The organism is Halorussus limi (assembly GCF_023238205.1).
In the GTDB taxonomy this organism is placed as follows: Archaea; Halobacteriota; Halobacteria; order Halobacteriales; family Haladaptataceae; genus Halorussus; species Halorussus limi.
The window spans coordinates 233,018-251,697 of record NZ_CP096661.1; the positions used below are offsets into that span (position 1 = coordinate 233,018).

Sequence of the window (18,680 nt, forward strand, 5' to 3'; positions counted from 1 at the left end):
CGGTTGCGCAACCGAGTCGGTCGAACGCGGTTCAGGAGTTCTCTTGGAGGAGCTGATTGATCTCCTTTGCGGCCTGCGAGGTGGCCTTCTTGACGCTCATGCCCTGCTGCATGATGCGCTGGTGCATCTTGCGCGGAACCTCGTAGGTGATGGCGTTCGCGCCGGGCACCGCCGGGATGACCGCCGGTTCGAAGTTCTGGAGCGTCTTCAGCGCCGCACCCCGCCAGAACTCCTTGTGCAACTCCGTCTGCGCGAAGAAGTCTTCCTTCTTGATCTGGTCGGGCGCGACCGGGACGAACCCGAGGTTCTTGGCGTTCTGGACCGCGCGGTCGCTGTCGCCGACCCACCACTCGATGAACTTGACCGCGGCGTCCTTCTCCTGCTGGTTGTTGAACCCGTCGCCGATGAATCCGAGCGATGGGAGCCACGCGAGCGCCGACTTGGTTCCGGCGTTCATCGGCAGGCCGAAGGTGTAGTCGCCGTTCTTCATGGCCTTAGGCTGTTCTTCGAGGTAGTCGCCCCAGAGGTCCGTCGAGTCCTGCAGGTGGTTGACCGCCTGCTTGCCCGCCCAGTGGCGAGTCGTGGACTCCTCGTCGCCGGTGTTGATGGAGTTCTGGTGGAAGTAGCCCTTATCGACGTAGTCCTTCTGCATCTTGATGGCCTTGCGGGCCTCCGGCGTGTCGATGGCGGCCTTGTCGCCCGTGAGGTTGACGACGCCGGACTTCGACCCGCCGTGCTGGGGGATGTACAGCGACATGTACTCCTCGTCGCTCTGCTTCATCCCGGTCGAGTCGGGGTAGAAGCCTTTCTTCTGGCCCATCTTGCTCTGCTTCAGTTTGTCGTAGATGCCCGGGATGTCGTCGTACCAGTGGAGGCTCCCGGCCTTGTGATTGACTTCGCTCGGATCGATACCCGCCGAGTCGAGCCAGTCGGTCCGCCACGCCGTGAAGTACGGGCGGAACCCGAGCGGGAACGTCACGAGGTTCCCTTGCTTGCCGGTGGACTGGGACCCCCAGACCTTGTGACCGGCCATGACCTTGTCGGAGGTCTTGTCGGCGAGCGAGGAACTCTGCCAGAGGTCGTTGACGACCATGCCCGCGCCGCCCGCGAGGATGCCCGGCCGCGTCATCACTTCCACCATGTGCGGGACGTTGCCCGCCGCGCGCGCCGACCGGAATTTCGTCACCACGTCCGTGTACGGCACGCCCGTGATGTTGATCTGAATTCCGGTCTTGTTCTGGAACTGTTTGACGAGTTTATCGGTGTATTTCTTCTTGGTTTCGCCCTCTGTGTAGTACGAGAGCCAGATTTCGAGCGTCGGTTTGTCGGTGCTTCCGACGGTCGTACCCTGGTCCTGTCCGCCGCTGGACTCGGTCGTCGTGGTAGCGTTACCTTCACCGCCGCCGCCGCCACCACTACAACCGGCGAGACTGGTCGCCGCTGCGCCAGCACCCGCCACTTTCAGGAACCGACGGCGATTGACGGAACTATGCCCCGAGTTCGAGTCTGTCGACTGTTTCCTTGCCACAGTTTAACAACTCACTACCCTCTTTAATAGTGAAGGTCTTAAATCTTACCCAGATATACACGTCCTATACCGGAGTTTAATCGCTCATTGGTAAATGGTAACGCTCCACACTGTAACGGACGCCTCTCGGGAGCGTCCCGACGGACGATGGTCTATCGACTAATTACCGAGTCGGACTGAAGAAAAACGAGAACGGAAGAGTCGCTACTGACTCTGCTGCAGTCGCTGGTTGATCTCCTTCGCGGCCTGCGACGTCGCCTGATTCACGGCCTTATCCAGTCCCGTTCCCCGCCCGAGCATCTGCGAGATGCGCTGGTGCATACTGCGCGGGATGTCGTAGGTGATGGCGTTCGCGCCGGCCACCGCCGGGATGACCGACGGTTCGAACTGGTTAAGCGTCTTCAGCGCCGCACCCCGCCAGAACTCCTTGTGCATCTCCGTCTGCGCGAAGAAGTCTTCCTTCTTGATCTGGTCGGGCGCGACCGGGACGAACCCGAGGTTCTTGGCGTTCTTGACCGCACGGTCGCTGTCGCCGACCCACCACTCGATGAACTTGACCGCGGCGTCCTGTTGCTGCTGGTTGTCGAACCCGTCCGCGATGAACCCGAGCGCCGGCAGCCACGCCAGCGCCGACTTGGTACCGGCGTTCATCGGCAGGCCCCACGTGTAAGCGCCGTTCTTCATGGCCTTGGGCTGCTCTTCGAGGTAGTCGCCCCAGAGGTCCGTCGAGTCCTGGATGTGATTGACCGCGGTCTGCCCCGACCAGTGGAGCGTCGTGGACTCCTCGTCGCCGTGGTTGATGGAGTTCTCGTGGAAGTACCCCTGGTCGATGTAGTCGAACTGCATCTTGATGGCCTTGCGGGCCTCCGGCGTGTCGATAGTGGCCTTGTCCCCCTTGAGGTTGACGACGCCGGACTTCGACCCGCCGTGCTGGGGGATGTACAGCGACATGTACTCCTCGTCGCTCTGCTTCATCCCGGTCGTGTCTGGGAACGCCCCCTTTTTCTGCCCCAGTTTGGTCTGTTTCAGCTTGTCGTAGATGCCCGGCATGTCGTCGTACCAGTGGAGACTGCCGGCCTTGTGATTGACCTCACTCGGGTCGATGCCCGCCTGTTCGAGCCAGTCGGTCCGCCACGCAGACAGGTACGGACGGAACCCGAGCGGGAACGTCACGAGGTTGCCCTCTTCACCCGTAGACTGGGACCCCCAGACCCTGTGACCGGCCATGACCTTGTCGGAGGCCTTGTCGGCGAGCGAGGAACTCTGCCAGAGGTCGTTGACGACCATGCCCGCGCCGCCCGCGAGGATGCCCGGCCGCGTCATCACCTCCACGAGGTGCGGGACGTTACCGGCGGCCCGCGCCGATCGGAACTTCGTCACCACGTCCGTGTACGGCACGCCCGTGATGTTGATCTGCGTGCCGGTCTCGTTCTGGTACTGCTTGACGAGTTCGTCGGTGTACTTCTTCTTGGTCTCCCCTTCCGTGTAGTACGAGAGCCAGACTTCCAGCGTCACGTTGCCCTGGAACCCCACGTAACCCGGGAGGGCCGTCGCCGTCGCGCCCGCTCCGGCGGCTTTGAGGAAACTTCGTCTATCGACTGTGCTATTATCAGTTGCCTTATCGGCAACGTCTTGCTTCTGTGCCATTTGGTAACTCCCCACCACACTGTTGGTCGGTAGCATCTATCATAAAGTTTTGCAGTATTTTTCCCGGCTATCGCTACATCTTCCTATGATTCGAGGCCTGTACCCGGCGGACGTTAGACGGCGGAACGTTTATGGGCCGTTTGCGTGTATGTCACCCTATGTCAGGGCAGACCGTACGGTCAGGTGTCGGCACTCGGGACAAGGCGGACTACCTCACGCTGGCCGCCAACGTCGTGTACGCGCTCGCGGGGATCATGTTCCTCGCCGGACTGTACTTCGATTGGCGCCACTCGGGCCAGATTCTCATCGAGCAGTTCGCGCTTGCGGACGAACCGAACGCCAACAGTGGCCTGTTCATCCTCGCAATCATCGTCCTCGCGCTGGGGTACCTGCTGTCGGTGCTGGGCAACAAACTCGAAGAGTGGCAGACCGAGAAGGTGGACCAGACCCAGGAGTGGACCGTGGACGTGGGCGAGGACTGAACGTCGCTCATTTTTCGAGGCTTCGAATCGGGGACCGACGACCGCTAGACGCGTCGAGTCTCGACGCCGGTTCCGGAGTACTGCCGGTGTAGCCGGGCGATTGGTCCCTACCACCACGAGCGAACCGAGAGTCACCCGTAGTCGCGTTCTGCATCCAGCCGGGGCAGTGGGGGTAAGCGGCCGCCGCGTTCGACGAGCCGCAGACGGGCGCGTCACTCGGGGGTTCAGAGAACGGAAGCAGTCCGCTCGGCGGTGAGTCCGCGCGGACAGGGGCCGCGAGATGGTCCGGCCGACGTGAGTCAGGGGACGACTGACCCCCGGTACGACTCTGGGACGGCTGACAGTCGATACAAAACGGACACGGCCAACAACGTACTGGCCTACGCACGCGTCCGACGGGATTCGACCGATTCCGCGTTCGCCGCCACGAGAACGAGACGGTCGGCTACTGAGTCGTAGACGGACAGCGGAAACGAAGCCGCCGAAGTCGGGGTGGCGTTAGCCCTTGACGCCGCCGCCCGACGAGAGGCCTTCGACCAGGTACTTCTGCAGGTACATGTACATCGTGATGGGGACGATCATCGAGAGGAACGTCCCGGCCATGATGTAGTGGAAGTTCCGGACGAAGAACGTCCCCTTGAGTTCGAGCAGCGCGGGGGCGAGCGTGGTGTGGAGCGGGTCCTGCCCGATGATGAACGCCATCAGGTAGTTGTGCCACGCCAGCAGGAACGCGAGCAGGAACACCGAGGCCAGCGCCGGGCGCGACAGCGGGAGGATGACCCTGAAGAACGCGCCGATCTGGGTACACCCGTCCACGCGGGCCGACTCCTCCAAGTTGTCCGGGAGTTCCTCGAAGAACCCCCGCAACAGCCAGATGTTGTACGGCAGCGTGAACGCGGTGAACGCCAGTATCATGCCGACGTAGGTGTTGAGCAGTCCGAGCTGCTGCATCAGGACGAAGATCGGGATCGCCAGCAGCACGATGGGGAACATGAACCCGGCGACGCTCAGCACGAACAGCGAGTTCTTGAACGGGTAGTCGAGTCGCGCGAACGAGTAGGCGGCGAACACCGCGGCGACCGTCGCCAGGCCGGCGGTGCCGACGCTGACGATGAACGTCGCCAGCGTGTACTCGACGAACGGGAACGCATCCCACATCGTCCGCCACGCGTTCCGGCCGCTGAACGCCACCGGGTCGAAGGTGACGAACGGGATGCCCAGCGGCTGAGTGAAGATCATCTCCGGCGTCTTCAGCGAGTTCGCGAAGGTGTAGTACACCGGTAGCAGCATCCACACCATCAGGACAGCCAGCGAGATGTACTTCAGCACCGGCTTGTAGTGCGTCTCCCAGCTCCACCCTGATTGGTCCGTCTCGAACTCGAATCGTCTATCGGTATCTGTACTCATTAGTAGTCCTCCGTTTCGGTGCGCACCCAGATGAGGATGAGCGGGATGATTCCGACCGCGAACACCATGCCCAGCGCCGCGGCCTGACCCATGCTCCAGTTGAGGAACGCCGACTTGAAGATGGCGACCCCGAGGAACGTCGTGTAGTTGACGGGGCCACCCTTCGTGACCGCCCACGGGATGGCCACCTTACCGACCGTGAAGACTGTCCGAATCATCACGACGGTGACGATGACGGTCCGCAGGTGGGGCAGCGTGATGTACCGGAATCGCTGGACCGGACCGGCGCCGTCCACCTTCGCTATCTCGTACAACTCCTTCGGTATCGACTGGACGCCGGCCAAGAATACGACGTACATGAACCCGAAGTCGCGCCACACCTTGGCGATGACGACGCCCCAGAACGCCCAGGGGGTGTTCGAGGTGATGCCTCCGGACGCCGGGATGTCGAAGAAGATGTTGAGCGTGTTGTAGACGAGGCCGTAGGTGGCCGCCTGCTCCATCGTCCCCCACACCAGTCCGGCGGCGATCGCGGGGCTAGCGTACCCCGCGAGCATCAGGCCGCGCCAGAACGGGCGGGCCGGGAGGCTCTCGTTCATGACCAGCGCGGCCCCGAGCGCGACCACGAGGTCGAACGGAACCACGACCAGTTCGTACAGCAGCGTCATCTTGAGGCTGAACAGGAACAGGCTCTGTCCCTGACCGAACAGCCAGTACTCGTAGTTCTCCAGACCGACCCAGGGGTCCACCGCGTCCGGGTTGAGCGTGAACTGCTTGAAGCTCAACAGGAACCCGTTGACGACCATCGGGTAGAAGACGATGCCAGTGAGCAGCACGAGGGTCGGCAGCAGGAACAGGATGCCCTGCAGTCCCCCGTACTCCTCGAGGACCCGGTCCCTGAACGAGCGGTCACGTTGCGCGATATCTTCGGAGACCGTCGACATCGCTCAGTTCCCCTCCTCGCGTGCGCCCGACGGCGACCCGTCCGCCCGGACCTCGTCGTCGGGTTGGCCGGGGACGCCGGGCACGGTTCCTTCGGTGGCGTGCATCCACTTGACGACCTTGGGACCGTCCGGGCGGAAGAAGTGGACGTTCGGCCACTCGATTTCGAGTCCAATCGTGTCGCCCTCTTGGACTCGCTCGGTGGACTGCACGACTGCGTTCACCCGTTGGCCGTCCAGGTCGAAGTAGAGTATCTTCGTGTCACCCATCGGTTCCACGACCTCGACCTCGATGTCGACGAGACCCGTCCCGGCGTCGGTGACGTTGATGTTTCCGGGCCGAATACCGACGACGACGTCCTCGCCGGGGAGACCGTCACGGAGTTCTTCGGCAACGGCTTCCGGCAGGTCCACGCCGAACTCGTCGCCGGTGATCGACGACCCGTCGAACGTCATCTCGAAGAAGTTGATGGACGGGCTTCCGATGAAGTCGGCCACGAACAGGCTGTTGGGGTCGTGGTAAATCTCCTCGGGCGGTGCGATCTGCTCGATGCGACCGGCGTTCATCACCGCGATGCGGTCGCCCATGCTCATCGCCTCCTCCTGGTCGTGGGTGACGAACACCGACGCGACGTCGAGTTCCTGCTGGAGTTCCTGTATCTCGGTCCGCATCACCGCGCGGAGTTTCGCGTCGAGGTTACTGAGCGGTTCGTCGAGCAGGAACAGCGCGGGGTCCCGGACGATGGCCCGCCCCAGCGCGACCCGCTGTTGCTGTCCGCCGGACAGCTGGTTCGGGTACCGGTCGAGTAGGTCGCTGATCTCCATGATGTCGGCGGCCCAGCGGACCTGTTCGTCGATCTTCTCCTTGTCCGCGCCCCGCATCTTCAGTCCGAAGGCCATGTTCTCGTACACCGTCATCGACGGGTAGAGCGCGTAGTTCTGGAACACCATCGAAATGGCGCGGTCCTTCGGCGGCAGTTCGGTCACGTCGTGGCCGCCGAACGTGATGGTTCCCGAGTCCGGTACCTCCAGGCCGGCGATGCAGCGAAGCGTCGTCGATTTGCCGCACCCGGAGGGGCCGACCAGGACGAGGAACTCCCCCTCCTCTATGTGCAAGTCGATGTCGTCGACGGCGACGACCTGCCCGTCGTTGAACGTCTTTCGGACGTTTTCGAGTTTTGCGTCAGCCATGGTTGAACAGTTCGTTTTCGGTAATCGTCGTAGTGCGGTTCGGTTTGCGTAGTCCGTACATCGTTTTGAAATCCTATTTTACGCCGGTGTGAACTCTGCTCGCGCCGAACGTGTTGACGAGCACCGATTTGATGATAGGCACGAACAGGATACTTCCGAGGACGAGCCCCGCAACGACCAGCGAGGCATCAACCGTTCCGGCAATTCCGACTGGCCCTTCCAGCCAGATGTACACAGGGATGCTCAGTACGGCGTACACGATGAGCGCCGCCGCCAGCGAGTGTTCCGTGATCCACTCGGAACCACCGTCGCGGTCGTGGGCCTGGTTAGTTTGCCCCATACAAGCTAACTCATAGCATATAGTTATATAAACTCTTGCATGGTAAATCATCATCCTTCTTATATAACCGGCCCATTCGATGCAAAATCTTATCTGAGCGGTCGGTCTTTCGTCATCCATGTCAAAGTCAACCGATGACACGACGAGCGGAGAGTCGGGGATACTCGACGGCGTGCGCGTCCTCGACCTCTCGACGTTCGTCACCGGCGGGTTCGCCTCGCTGATGCTCGCGAATCAGGGGGCGGAAGTAATCAAGATCGAACGCCCGGAGGCCGGTGACGACAACCGCCACTCCGGACCGCCCTTCGTGGACGTGGACGGGTACGACGGACCGGGGAAGACGGCCGCGGAGCGCGGTGAATCGCCCTACTTCTGGACGGTCAATTACGACAAGAAGAGCGTCGAACTGAATCTGAAGACCGACGAGGGGTTGGAGGTGCTCTACGACTTGGTCACGGAGGCCGACGTGTTCATCGAGAACTACCGACCGGGCACCGCCGAGCGACTCGGCGTCGGCTACGAAGACTTGCGCGCACGCAACGACCGACTCGTCTACTGCTCCATCTCCGCGTTCGGCGACTCCGGGCCGTGGAGCGACCGGCCCGGGTACGACCTGCTCGTACAGGGGATGAGCGGCATCATGGACGTGACGGGACCCGAGGGCGGCGACCCGGTGAAGGTCGGACTCCCCCAGACCGACCTCATCACCGGGATGTGGGCCGCGTTCGGAATCATGGGAGCGCTGTACCGCCGGGAATCGACCGGAGAGGGCGAGCGCGTCGAACTCGGGATGCTGGACGCCGCGCTCCCGTGGTTGACCAAGCAGGCCGGGAAGACGTTCGCGGGCGAGAAACCCGAGCGCATGGGGACTAAGGACCCTGTACTCGCGCCGTATCAGGTGTACCCCACGGCCGACGGCCACCTCAGCGTCGCGTCGGCGAACCAGAAGCTCTGGACCGAACTGTGCGAGGCCATCGACCGGCCCGACCTGCTCGAGGACTCTCGGTTCGCGTCCAACGCCGACAGGGTCGAGAACATGGACGAACTGGAGGTCGAACTCTCCGAGACCTTCCGACAGCGGCCGACCGACGAGTGGGTCGAACTGCTCGCGGACGAGCGGGGACTCCCCGTGGGACCGGTCTACAACGTGGACGAGGCGCTCCACAACGAGCAGGTGGAGGCCCGGAACGTCCTCTCGACGGCGGACCACCCCGCGGCCGGGGAGATTCCGGTTGTCGAACACCCGCTGAACTTCGAGAACGCGGAGTCCGGGTTCGAGGAGGCACCGCCGCTGCTGGGCGAGGACACCGAACCGCTCCTTCGAGAGTTGGGGTACACCGACGAGGACATCGAGACGCTCAGGAGCGTCGGAGCGATTCCGGGCGAATGAGAGGGTCCACGACATGACCGACGAGAACACCACGCCGGAGCGATTCAGGGACGGGACCGCCGCCGAGGAGGCCGCGACAGACGGAACCGCCCAAGAGGCAGACACCGACCAAACCGCGACCGACCAGGAGGCAGTCGAGGACCCCTCCGACCAACACGTCGCGGAGGAGGACAACCGGCTCCTCGCTCGGGTTCCAGAGTGGGTCGTCACGCTCGGTGCGGGGTCGCTGTTCACCGCGACGCTCATCACGTTCGTCGGGACGGTGTTCCTGTGGTACTCCGTCTCGCAGGGACGGTTCTACGGCTTCGAACCGTACAAAGTCGTGCTGCTCGCCGTGCAGTTCACCGGCGTGACGCTGTTCCAGGCGCTCGGCGTCCGCTGGGGTCGCAGGCGAATTCGGTGGATGTGGGTGATGCTGTCGGCCATCGCGGGGGCGCTGACGTTCGTCGCGCTCCCGTTCAGCGCCATCGCGCTCGCCGGTGTCGGTCTGGGCAAGTACCACTTCACCTTCGACACGCCGTCGAGCGTCATCCGAGGCGAAAGGTAACGCGACCCCCACGTTTATTCCTCCCAATCGCATCGGATTCGGTATGCCATCGACTGACGCGACCGCCAGGGTAGCGGCGCACTGCGCCGAGACGAGTTTCGCGGGCCTCCCCGCAGACGTCCGAGAGAAACTCAAGCGACACTTGCTCGACTACCTCGGGGTCACGCTCGGCGCGCGCGAACACGCCGAGTCCACGTCCTCGATTCTCGCCGGACTCGGCGGCGGCGAAGGCGGCGAGGCGACTGCCATCGGGACGGGCGAGCGACGGGCGCCCGACCGGGCCGCCGCGGTCAACGGCGCGCTCGCCCACAGCCTCGACTTCGACGACACCCACCGCGAGTCGTCGCTCCACCCGGGCGCGCCGGTGATTCCGGCCGCGCTCGCGGTCGCCGAGCGCGAGGGGGCGACCACCGAACGAGTTCTCGCAGGCGTCTCGGCCGGGTTCGACGTGGCCTGCGTCCTCGGCCGGGCGGTCAACCCCGACGCCCACTACGACCGCGGGTTCCACGGCACGGCGACCTGCGGGACGTTCGGCGCTATCGCCGCCGCTGGCGTGGTGGCCGGTCTCTCGGCGGACGAGTTCGAGTCGGCCTTCGGCGTCGGCGGGAGTCAGGCCGCCGGGTCGCTCCAGTTCCTCTCGAACGGCGCGTGGAACAAGCGCCTCCACCCCGGACTCGCCGCCAGACGAGGCGTCACCGCCGCCTCGCTCGCCGCGGCCGGGTTCCGCGGCGCGGACGAGGCCATCGAGGGCGAGTACGGCTTCCTCAACGGATACACCGGCGACCCGAATCCCGACGCGTTCGACCGACTCGGCGACGAGTACGCCGTGATGGAGACGGCGCTGAAGCCGTACCCGTGCTGTCGATACATGCACGCGGCTATCGACGCTCTCACCGAAATCGGAGAGCAGATCCCTCCGAGCGCGGTGAATTCGGTAGTCGTGGACCTCCCCGAACCGGGCGTGCGACTGACCGGCGACCCCATCGAGCGCAAGCGCCGACCGTCGAACTTCGTGGACTGCCAGTTCAGCATGCCCTTCGCGTCGGCGCTCGCGCTATCGACCGGCGAGGCGGGATTGGAGGCGTTCCTCGACGCCCAGACCCGACTCGACGACCCGGACCTCCGCGGACTGATGGACGCGACCGACGTGGTGTCCACCGAGACGGTCCAGTCGCTGTTCCCCGACCAATGGGCCGCGCGGGTCGTCGTCGAAACCGACGGCGGGACCCACGAGCGGTTCGTGGAGACCGCCCTCGGCGAACCCGAGAAACCGCTCGGGTGGGACGGCGTGACCGAGAAGTTCGAGTCGCTGGCGCGGTCGTCGGGCGTCGGTGAGGACGCGCGACGGGAACTCGTCGGCGTCGTGCGCGAGTTCGAGGACCGCAGCGTCGCCGACCTGACCGACGCCGTCCGTCGGGCCGCGGTCGCGGCCCCGTAACCCACGATGGTGCGCGACGTCGTCGGCCGAGCCGTCACGAGATTCTGGAGCGGCGTCGACACACTCCGCGGAGACGGCCGCGGGCGCATCCTAACGGTCGTTGCGGTCGGTTGGTTGCTGGTACTGGGTACCCGCGTCGTCCTCCCGGCGCTCCTCCCGCAGGTCAAGACCGCGTTCGGCATCGACAACGCGACCGCGGGTCTGCTCGTGTCGGTCATGTGGGCCGCCTACGCGGTGACCCAGTTCCCAGCGGGCATGATGGTGGACCGAATCGGCGAGCGGACGACGCTGGCCGCGAGCGCGGTGGTCACCGCCGCCGGGGCCGCCGCGCTGACGTTCGCCCCCTCGTTCGCGGTGTTCGTCCTCGGCAGCGTGCTGTTCGGTCTCGGGTCGGGCCTGTACGCGCCGCCGCGGGTCACGGTGCTGTCGCGCATCTACCCCGACCGCGACGGGACCGCGCTCGGGGTCACCTTCGCGGTCGGCAACCTCGGGGCGGCGGCGCTTCCGCTGGTCGCGGGGGCGCTGGCGGTGTGGGTCCACTGGCGTCTCGGCTTCGGGTTCGTCGTGATTCCGCTCGCGCTGGTCGCGGTCGGCCTCTGGCTCTACGTCCCGCCGCGCCCGAGCGGGCAGGCCCGCGCGGCCGAGCGGTTCACCCGGCGGACCGCCGTGCGACTGCTCCGCGGCGTGACCGACCGCGACGTGGCGCTGGCGTGGGTGGCGATGACGCTGATACTGTTCGCCTATCAGGGTATCACTGCGTTCCTGCCGACGTACCTCATCGACGTCAAGGGACTGAATCAGGGGACCGCGTCGGCGCTGTACGGCCTGTTCTACGCGAGCGGGGCCGCCTCCCAGTGGGTCGCCGGAAACGCTGCCGACCGGTACGGCGAGCGCACCGTGCTGGCGGCGGTCGCCGGGTTCGGCGTGTTCACGCTCGCCGCGCTCCCCTTCGTCGGCGGGACGGCGGCGCTCGCGGTCCTATCCGCGCTGCTCGGGACGCGACTCGGTATCGGCCCGGTCGGCAACGGCTTCGTCGCGGCGCTGCTCCCCGAGGAGATTCAGGGCGCGGGCTACGGCCTGTTTCGGACGTTCTACCTCGCGGTCGGCGCGTCGGGGTCGCTGTTCGTCGGCGTCCTGGCCGAGTGGGGATGGTTCGACGAGGCGTTCCTCGCCCTCGCGGGGGTCACGGCGGTCGCGTCGGTTCTCTACCTGTTCCTCCCCGCCACCCCGGACGAACACACCCACAGTTTCGATACGGGCCGCGACGGGACCGGCGGCGGCCTGTCCAGCGCCGCGGAACCCGGAAGCGACGCGGACGGCGAGAACGACCGGACGACCGACTGAACTGCGCGTCCGCCGACGCGCGTCGCGTCCGCGTCACTTTGCGAACGCGTCGGGGACGCGGTCCCCGAGGCCCCGCGAGACGGCGAGTTCGCGAAGCGAGTCGGCGACTCTGTCCGGGAGCGGAATCCCCGCCTCGCGGCGCTCGACCGCGGTCCGATACTCGGCCTCCCCGGGCAGGAGGGCGTCGTCTCCCTCGCCGGCAGCGCCCGTCGGAACCGACGGCGAGTAGTCGGCCGACCGGAGGTGGTCGGCCAGCGCCGTCACTCGGTCGCGGACGCCCGCTTCGCTCGTGAACCGCGTCGGGTCGAAGGCGACGAACAGCGCCGCGTTGTCGGCCCACTCGTGGCTCCGCTGACCGGCCACCGCCGCGTCGCCCGCGATACCGGCGAACAGTTCGGCGACGACGGCGAGTCCGAACCCCTTGTACCCCGCCGACCTGCCGCCGAGTGGGAGCAGCGCCCCCTCACCGTCCTCGAACGCCCGCGCGTCGGTCTCGGGGGCGCCCGACGCCGTGACCGTCCAGTCGTCGGGGAGCGGTTCGTCGGCGTGGGCCAGTTCGCGTATCTTGCCGTGGGCGACCTGACTGGTAGCAATGTCGAGGACGAGCGGGAAGTCGAGCGCGCCGAACGTCGGCACGCCGAAGGCGACGGGGTTGGTCGCGAGTTTACGGTCGGCGCTCCCGGGCGGCGCGACGGTCTGGGACCCGCCCTGAACGTTGACGAAGGCGGCGAACGCCGTCCCCGCCTCGGCGGCGCGCTCGGCCCACTCGCCGATTCGGCCCAAGTGGGTGGCGTCCCGGACCCCGACGGCGGCGACGCCGCTGTCGAGCGACTTCGCGGTCGCGAGCGCCGTCGCCTCGGGACCGACGACCTGCCCGAAGGCGTCCCGGCCGTCCACGGTCGCGGTCGTCTCGTCCTCGCGCTCGACTGCCGGAGCCGCCGTCGGGTCGAGTCGGTCGGCCTCGACCATCTCCGCGTACAGCGGGAGTCTGAGTACGCCGTGGGAAGTGTGCCCGCGGAGGTCTGCCGCCACCAGCGATTCGGCGACCCGCTCCGCGGTCGGCTCTGGTGCCCCGAGTTCGGCGACGATATCGCGGGCGAATCGTTCGAGGACGCGATGCTTGACTCGGACCATCTACACCGACAGTCTGTCTCGGAGGTCGGCGACCACGTCCTCGGTCGCGGCCTCCCCGCCGAGGTCGGGGGTCCGCGGCGCGTCGGGGTCGGCCACTTGGTCGGTGACCGCGTCCCAGAGGGCGTCGGCCGCGGCCTGCTCGCCGAGGTGTTCGAAGAGCATCGACCCCGAGAGAACGGTCGCGAGCGGGTTGGCGACGCCCTTCCCGACGATGTCGGGGGCGCTCCCGTGGACCGGTTCGAACATCGAGGGGTACTCGCCGTCCGGGTTGACGTTCGCGGAGGGCGCGAGTCCCATGCTCCCGGTGACGATGGCCCCGATGTCGGTCAGGATGTCGCCGAAGAGGTTCGAGGCCACCACTACGTCGAACTCCTCGGGTCGGCGGATGAAGTCCATGCTCGCGGCGTCGACCAGCAGACGCTCGACCTCGATATCAGGGTACTCCTCGCCGATTTCCTCGACGATGTCGTCCCAGAACACCATGCTGTGGGCCTGCGCGTTCGACTTCGTGATGCTGGTCACCTTCCCCTCACGCTCGGCCGCGGCGTCGAACGCGGCCCGGACGATGCGCTCGGTCGCGTCGCGGGTGAACACGCCGCTCTGGACCGCCACGTCGTTGTCGAACCCGAGGTGTTCGCGGCCGCCGACGTCCGCGTACTCGCCCTCGGTGTTCTCGCGGTACACCACGAAATCGATGTCGCCGCCCTCGTAGCCCCGGAGCGGACTCTCGATGCCGTCGAACAGCACCGAGGGGCGCTTGCAGATGCCCTGGTCGAATCCTTTCCGGATGGGCAGTAGTAGTCCGTGGAGCGTGACGTGGTCCGGCACCTCGGGGTGGCCGACTGCCCCGAGTAGAATCGAGTCGTACGACTCCAGTCGGTCGAGGCCGTCGTCCGGCATCATCGCTCCCTCTTCGACGTAGCGTTCGCTTCCCCAGTCGAAGCGGTCCGTCTCGAAGGAGAATCCCGCCGCGTCGGCGGCGTCCTCGAACAGCGGGAGTGCCGCGTCGACGACTTCCGGACCGATACCGTCACCGGGAATGGTGGCTATCTCGTATGCCATACTCCACCAATCGGAGAAATATCGTAAAAAACCTCGGTCGGTGCGGGGCCGCGGACGACCGGCCCATCGGTCGGTGGGCGGGCGTGTAAGAACGATGGCTTTGGGTTTCTGGGTGTGAGAAAATTGACTTATACCGTGCGAAGAAGAGAAAGGTAGATAGTTGCTTAAGAACCAAAATTGTTGTTCGGAGAAATTTATATGTTTGTCAACGGCACCGACGCGCGGCGACTCCGGCCATGGGACGGCCGGCAGGGAACGTGTGGAACGGCCGGACGCCGAACGGACCTCGGACCGCGGACGCCGATAGCCGCTACGCGTCGGCCCGGAACTCCGCCAGCACGTCCCGATCGATTTCGATTCCGAGGCCGGGCGAGTCCGGAATCGGCACCGAGTTCCCCTCGTTCGTGATGGGTTCGACCGCGAGGTCCTCGCGGATGGGGTTCGGCGTGCGGTCGAACTCCAGCATCGGGTCGCCGGGAATCGTCGCCAACATCTGTAGGCTGGCCGCGAGCGCGACGGCGCTGCCGAACACGTGGGGATGACACTGGACGTTCGCCGCGTCGGCCATCGTCGCCACGCGCCGCGTCGAGGTGATGCCGCCCGCGCTGGTGACGTCGGGTTGGACGTACCCCACGGCACCGGCGTCGAGGACTCGGTCGAACTCGTGCTGGAAGGCCCAGCACTCGCCGCCCGCGAGCGGGACCTCCACCTCCTCGTTTATCGCGGCGTAGTTCTCGATGTTGCGCGGGGGGACGGGTTCCTCGAAGAAGTGGACGTCGAGTTCCGCCAGTCCCTCGGCGACGCGCCGGGCGTCGGCCACGTCGTAGGCGTGGTTGGCGTCGGTCATCAGGCGCACGTCGTCGCCGACCGCCTCGCGGATGGCCCGGACGAGTTCGACGTCCTTCTCCGGCCCCCATCCGAAGATGCGCGAGAGGCCGATCTTGTTTTTGAGCGCGTCGAACCCCGCCGCGACGTGGCCCTCCGCCTCCTCGACGACGTCGGCCCGGAGGGTCTCGAAGTCCTCGACGTCGCCCCAGAAGTGGCCGGTCGCGTACGCCCGCACCTGGTCTCGTCGCCGACCGCCCACGAGCGCGGAGACGGGTTGGCCGACCGCCTTTCCGTAGAGATCCCACAGCGCGATGTCCACGCCGCTGACTACGCTGGCGGGGACGTAGGAGTGGTACGACGACCGGAGTTTGTAGACGAGGTCGTCGTGAATCTGCTCGACGTTTCGGGGGTCTCGACCCCGGAGCCACGGCGAGACGTACTCCTCGACGAGTTCGCGGTTGCCCGCGGTCGGTCCCCAGCACTCGCCCCACCCGACCGTGCCGTCGTCGGCCTCGACTCGGACGAGGCAGTACTCGCGGCTGTCTATCCACTTCTGGGCGTTGGCGAACCGTTCACCGAGGTCTCTGCGTAGCGGAATCGCTTCGACGCTTGCGACTTCCATGCTCCCCACGTCGGAGGCCACCGTACTGAAACTTTCCCAAGGTAGCAAACCCCACACCCACGCGGACCGTCCTCGCTCGCGCCGACAGGGGCGCGCCGCGGACCGTCACCCCCCGTCGCGTTCGACCGCGTCGAGCGCGTCGTCGTCGAGGACCTCACGGGTGTGTTCGCCGAGTCGCGGCGGCACTCGGTTTGTCCCGGTGCTGAGACCGGAGAATCGAGCGGGGAACTGGACTAGCGGCATGTCGGTACCACCGAGCGAGAGGTCGGTGGTCACGTCGCTCTCGCGGAGTTGGGGGTCCTCGAACACCTCGACGGTGTCCCGGACCGGCGCGCCGGGGACGCCGTGCTCGCAGAACAGGTCGAACCACGCCTCGGCCGACTGCCCGGCGAACAGCGGTTCGAGTTCCGCGGTCAGTTCCTCGCGGTGTTCGACCCGGTCGGCGTTGGTCTCGAACCGGGGGTCGTCTGCGAGGTCCGGCCGGTCGATGGCGTCGCAGAACGACGCCCACGTCCCCTCGCTCCCCACGGCGACGGCGAACCACCCGTCGGCCGTCTCGAACGCGCGGTACGGCGCGAGCGACGGGTGGGCGGTCCCCATCCGCGGGTAGGGGTCGCCGGTGGCCAGCGTCCGACCGGCGCGCTCGGTCAGCCACGAGACGAGTCCCTCGAACATCGGAACCTCGACGTGCTGACCGCCGTGTTGGTCGCGCACCGAGAGCGCGGTGACGACCGAGAGCGCGGCGTACATGCCCGCGCAGATGTCGCCGATCGGAATCCCCGGACGCGCCGGCGAGCCGTCGGCCTGCCCCGTCACGCTCATGCTCCCGCTCAGTGCCTGCACGACCATGTCGAACGCCGCGAGATCGCGGTTGGGGCCCTCTAGGAAGCCCGATATCGAGCAGTAGACGAGGTCGTCGTTGCCCTCCCGGAGGTCGTCGTAGCCGAGCCCCCACTCCGCCATCGTCCCGGGGCGGTAGTTCTCGACGACCACGTCGGCGTCGGCGGCGAGGCGCTCGAAGGCCGCCGCCCCCGCCGGTGTCGAGAGGTCGAGTTCGACGCTGCGCTTGCCGCGGTTGAGCGACGCGAAGTAGCTCGAAACGTCCGAGTCGCCCACCGTCGGCCCCACGGCCCTCGTGATGTCGCCGATCTCGGGGCGCTCGACTTTGACGACTTCGGCCCCGAGGTCCGCGAGCAACTGGGTCGCGAACGGTCCCGAGAGCATCTGGGTGCAGTCGAGGACCCGAACGCCGTCCAGCGGGCGAGCGGAGTCGGTCCCGGTCATCGCTGGCTCCGCCTCCTCCGTCTCCCGACCGACGACGACTCCGCGACGGCTCGTAACCGCCCGCCGACTCGTGGATGTTGGTTCATACGACTACGGTACCTCCGGATGTAGATATAAGGACCGGTCGTTCGGGAAGCGCGTCGACGGTTCACCGTCGCAGTTCGATTACCTCCACCATCGTCGGTTCAGACTTCTCCGCCGTCGGTGGTCGAGATACCCGCTGCCCGGCGAGGATATAAATCCGCGGCGGACGCGTAACTGAATCATGACGGACTACGAGTACGCGACCGAACTCGACGTTCGATTCCGGGACCTCGACGCGATGGGCCACGTCAACAACGCCGTCTACGCCACGTACCTGGAGCAGGCGCGCGCCGACTACTACGCCGACGTCGTCGACATACCCCTCCCGGAAGCCGACACGGTGCTGGTGAACCTCTCGATAGCGTACCGGCGCCCCGTCACGGCCGACGAGACGGTCGCGGTCGCGCTCGGTGTCGGCGACCTGGGCGAGTCGAGCATCCCCATGGAGTACGAGATTCGAACCGGGGACGGCGTCGCCGCGACGGCCGAGACGGTACAGGTCGTGTTCGACCGCGAGACCGGCGAGTCGCGCTCGATTCCTCAGGAGTGGCGCGACCGGATTACGCGATATGCGCAATCTGACGGTTGAGAGGAGTACGTGACGTTGTGACCGTTCCTCACAGCAACGCCTCTGCCAACCGCTCGGTGTCCTCGACTACCAGCTCCGGTCGCTGGGGCCACCCGCCGAAGGGGTTCTCGTGGCGGTTGAGAAACGCCCCGCGCATTCCCACCGCCTTCGCACCGACCAAATCGAAGGTGTGGGCGGTCACGAACGTCACTTCGTGCGGGGCGACGTCGAATCGGTCGCAACACAGGTCGTAGGAGGCGCGGTGCGGTTTGTACGCGCCCGCTTCCGCGACCGAGACGACGCCGTCGAGGTCCGTCTCGAAGTTCGGACGGACCGCGGCGAGCATGTCGGGGTCGCCGTTCGAGAGTCCGACGAGCGTGTACTCCTCAGCGAGGTCGGCGAGGGCGGCGTCCACGTCGGGGTACGGTTCGAGTTGCTTCCACTGCCTGATGACGTCGCGCACCGCCTCGTCCGGCACGTCGAGACCGAGTTGGTCGAGGCGGTAGGCGAGCGCGCGCCGACTTATCTCCTTGAAGGGCGTGTGCGGACCGGGAATCAGCGAGTCTATCATCGAGTCGCGAAAGTGCATCGCCAGATACCGCCGGAGCAGAATCTCGGGGTCGTAGTCGCTCCCGTGGGCGTCGAGGAGGTCCCCGAGCGCGGGGACGAGCGTCGATTCGCGGTCGAGAAGCGTGTCCCAGAGGTCGAACGCGAGGACCTCCGTCTCCTCGCGGAGCGTCTCCGTGGCGATTGGTGCCATACCCACAAGTGGGCGGACTTCACGATAAGGTTTCTGCGGACGGCGATGGAGCAGGGACAGCGAGAGCTTCGAGCCCCGAGACC

Annotated in this window: 17 protein-coding genes; 6 read left to right on the forward strand and 11 right to left on the reverse strand. The window is 66.1% G+C overall.

Annotated elements, in window-relative coordinates:
- Positions 1-31: 31 nt before the first annotated feature.
- Complete coding sequence (locus tag M0R89_RS21315; protein WP_248652769.1) at positions 32-1,459, reverse strand: ABC transporter substrate-binding protein; 1,428 nt, start codon at positions 1,457-1,459, stop codon at positions 32-34.
- Between the two features lie 273 nt (positions 1,460-1,732).
- Positions 1,733-3,175, reverse strand: coding sequence for an ABC transporter substrate-binding protein (locus tag M0R89_RS21320; protein ID WP_248652770.1), 1,443 nt, complete (start codon positions 3,173-3,175; stop codon positions 1,733-1,735).
- Positions 3,176-3,333: 158 nt separating this feature from the next.
- Between M0R89_RS21320 and M0R89_RS21325 the strand changes: the two genes are divergently transcribed.
- Entirely contained in the window at positions 3,334-3,657 is a 324-nt protein-coding gene (locus M0R89_RS21325; protein ID WP_248652771.1) for a hypothetical protein, read from the forward strand.
- 498 nt (positions 3,658-4,155) lie between these two features.
- Here M0R89_RS21325 and M0R89_RS21330 read toward each other — a convergent pair whose 3' ends face one another.
- The 4 genes from M0R89_RS21330 to M0R89_RS21345 form a co-directional block, all read right to left on the reverse strand.
- The gene (locus M0R89_RS21330; protein WP_248652772.1) at positions 4,156-5,064 is read right to left on the reverse strand and encodes a carbohydrate ABC transporter permease; all 909 of its coding nucleotides are present in this window, start codon (positions 5,062-5,064) and stop codon (positions 4,156-4,158) included.
- Positions 5,064-6,008 (reverse strand): carbohydrate ABC transporter permease, encoded by a 945-nt coding sequence (locus tag M0R89_RS21335; RefSeq protein WP_248652773.1) that lies wholly within the window; start codon positions 6,006-6,008, stop codon positions 5,064-5,066. The genes M0R89_RS21330 and M0R89_RS21335 overlap by 1 nt, the downstream gene beginning before the upstream one ends.
- A 3-nt stretch (positions 6,009-6,011) precedes the next feature.
- Entirely contained in the window at positions 6,012-7,196 is a 1,185-nt protein-coding gene (locus M0R89_RS21340; protein ID WP_248652774.1) for an ABC transporter ATP-binding protein, read from the reverse strand.
- Between the two features lie 73 nt (positions 7,197-7,269).
- A complete protein-coding gene (locus M0R89_RS21345) occupies positions 7,270-7,536 on the reverse strand; it encodes a hypothetical protein (protein WP_248652775.1) in 267 nt (88 codons plus the stop codon).
- 118 nt (positions 7,537-7,654) lie between these two features.
- Between M0R89_RS21345 and M0R89_RS21350 the strand changes: the two genes are divergently transcribed.
- From M0R89_RS21350 to M0R89_RS21365, 4 genes are read left to right on the forward strand one after another with little or no spacing between them, the layout of a single operon-like run.
- Entirely contained in the window at positions 7,655-8,926 is a 1,272-nt protein-coding gene (locus M0R89_RS21350; protein ID WP_248652776.1) for a CaiB/BaiF CoA transferase family protein, read from the forward strand.
- Positions 8,927-8,939: 13 nt separating this feature from the next.
- On the forward strand, positions 8,940-9,473 hold the full coding sequence (locus tag M0R89_RS21355; RefSeq protein WP_248652777.1) for an MFS transporter: 534 nt from the start codon (positions 8,940-8,942) through the stop codon (positions 9,471-9,473).
- A 43-nt stretch (positions 9,474-9,516) separates the two neighbouring features.
- A complete protein-coding gene (locus tag M0R89_RS21360) occupies positions 9,517-10,911 on the forward strand; it encodes an MmgE/PrpD family protein (RefSeq protein ID WP_248652778.1) in 1,395 nt (464 codons plus the stop codon).
- Between the two features lie 6 nt (positions 10,912-10,917).
- On the forward strand, positions 10,918-12,255 hold the full coding sequence (locus M0R89_RS21365) for an MFS transporter (protein WP_248652779.1): 1,338 nt from the start codon (positions 10,918-10,920) through the stop codon (positions 12,253-12,255).
- Positions 12,256-12,288: 33 nt separating this feature from the next.
- Here the strand turns inward: M0R89_RS21365 and M0R89_RS21370 are convergent, their stop codons facing one another.
- From M0R89_RS21370 to M0R89_RS21385, 4 genes are all read right to left on the reverse strand, one after another.
- On the reverse strand, positions 12,289-13,389 hold the full coding sequence (locus tag M0R89_RS21370; protein WP_248652780.1) for an Ldh family oxidoreductase: 1,101 nt from the start codon (positions 13,387-13,389) through the stop codon (positions 12,289-12,291).
- Entirely contained in the window at positions 13,390-14,451 is a 1,062-nt protein-coding gene (locus tag M0R89_RS21375) for an isocitrate/isopropylmalate dehydrogenase family protein (RefSeq protein WP_248652781.1), read from the reverse strand.
- Between the two features lie 310 nt (positions 14,452-14,761).
- Complete coding sequence (locus M0R89_RS21380; protein ID WP_248652782.1) at positions 14,762-15,901, reverse strand: mandelate racemase/muconate lactonizing enzyme family protein; 1,140 nt, start codon at positions 15,899-15,901, stop codon at positions 14,762-14,764.
- 105 nt (positions 15,902-16,006) lie between these two features.
- On the reverse strand, positions 16,007-17,185 hold the full coding sequence (locus M0R89_RS21385) for a CaiB/BaiF CoA transferase family protein (protein ID WP_248652783.1): 1,179 nt from the start codon (positions 17,183-17,185) through the stop codon (positions 16,007-16,009).
- A gap of 265 nt (positions 17,186-17,450) precedes the next feature.
- Here M0R89_RS21385 and M0R89_RS21390 point away from each other — a divergent pair, with 265 nt between their 5' ends.
- On the forward strand, positions 17,451-17,858 hold the full coding sequence (locus M0R89_RS21390; RefSeq protein WP_248652784.1) for an acyl-CoA thioesterase: 408 nt from the start codon (positions 17,451-17,453) through the stop codon (positions 17,856-17,858).
- A 28-nt stretch (positions 17,859-17,886) separates the two neighbouring features.
- Here M0R89_RS21390 and M0R89_RS21395 read toward each other — a convergent pair whose 3' ends face one another.
- The gene (locus M0R89_RS21395) at positions 17,887-18,597 is read right to left on the reverse strand and encodes a haloacid dehalogenase type II (RefSeq protein WP_248652785.1); all 711 of its coding nucleotides are present in this window, start codon (positions 18,595-18,597) and stop codon (positions 17,887-17,889) included.
- Between the last annotated feature and the right edge of the window lie 83 nt (positions 18,598-18,680).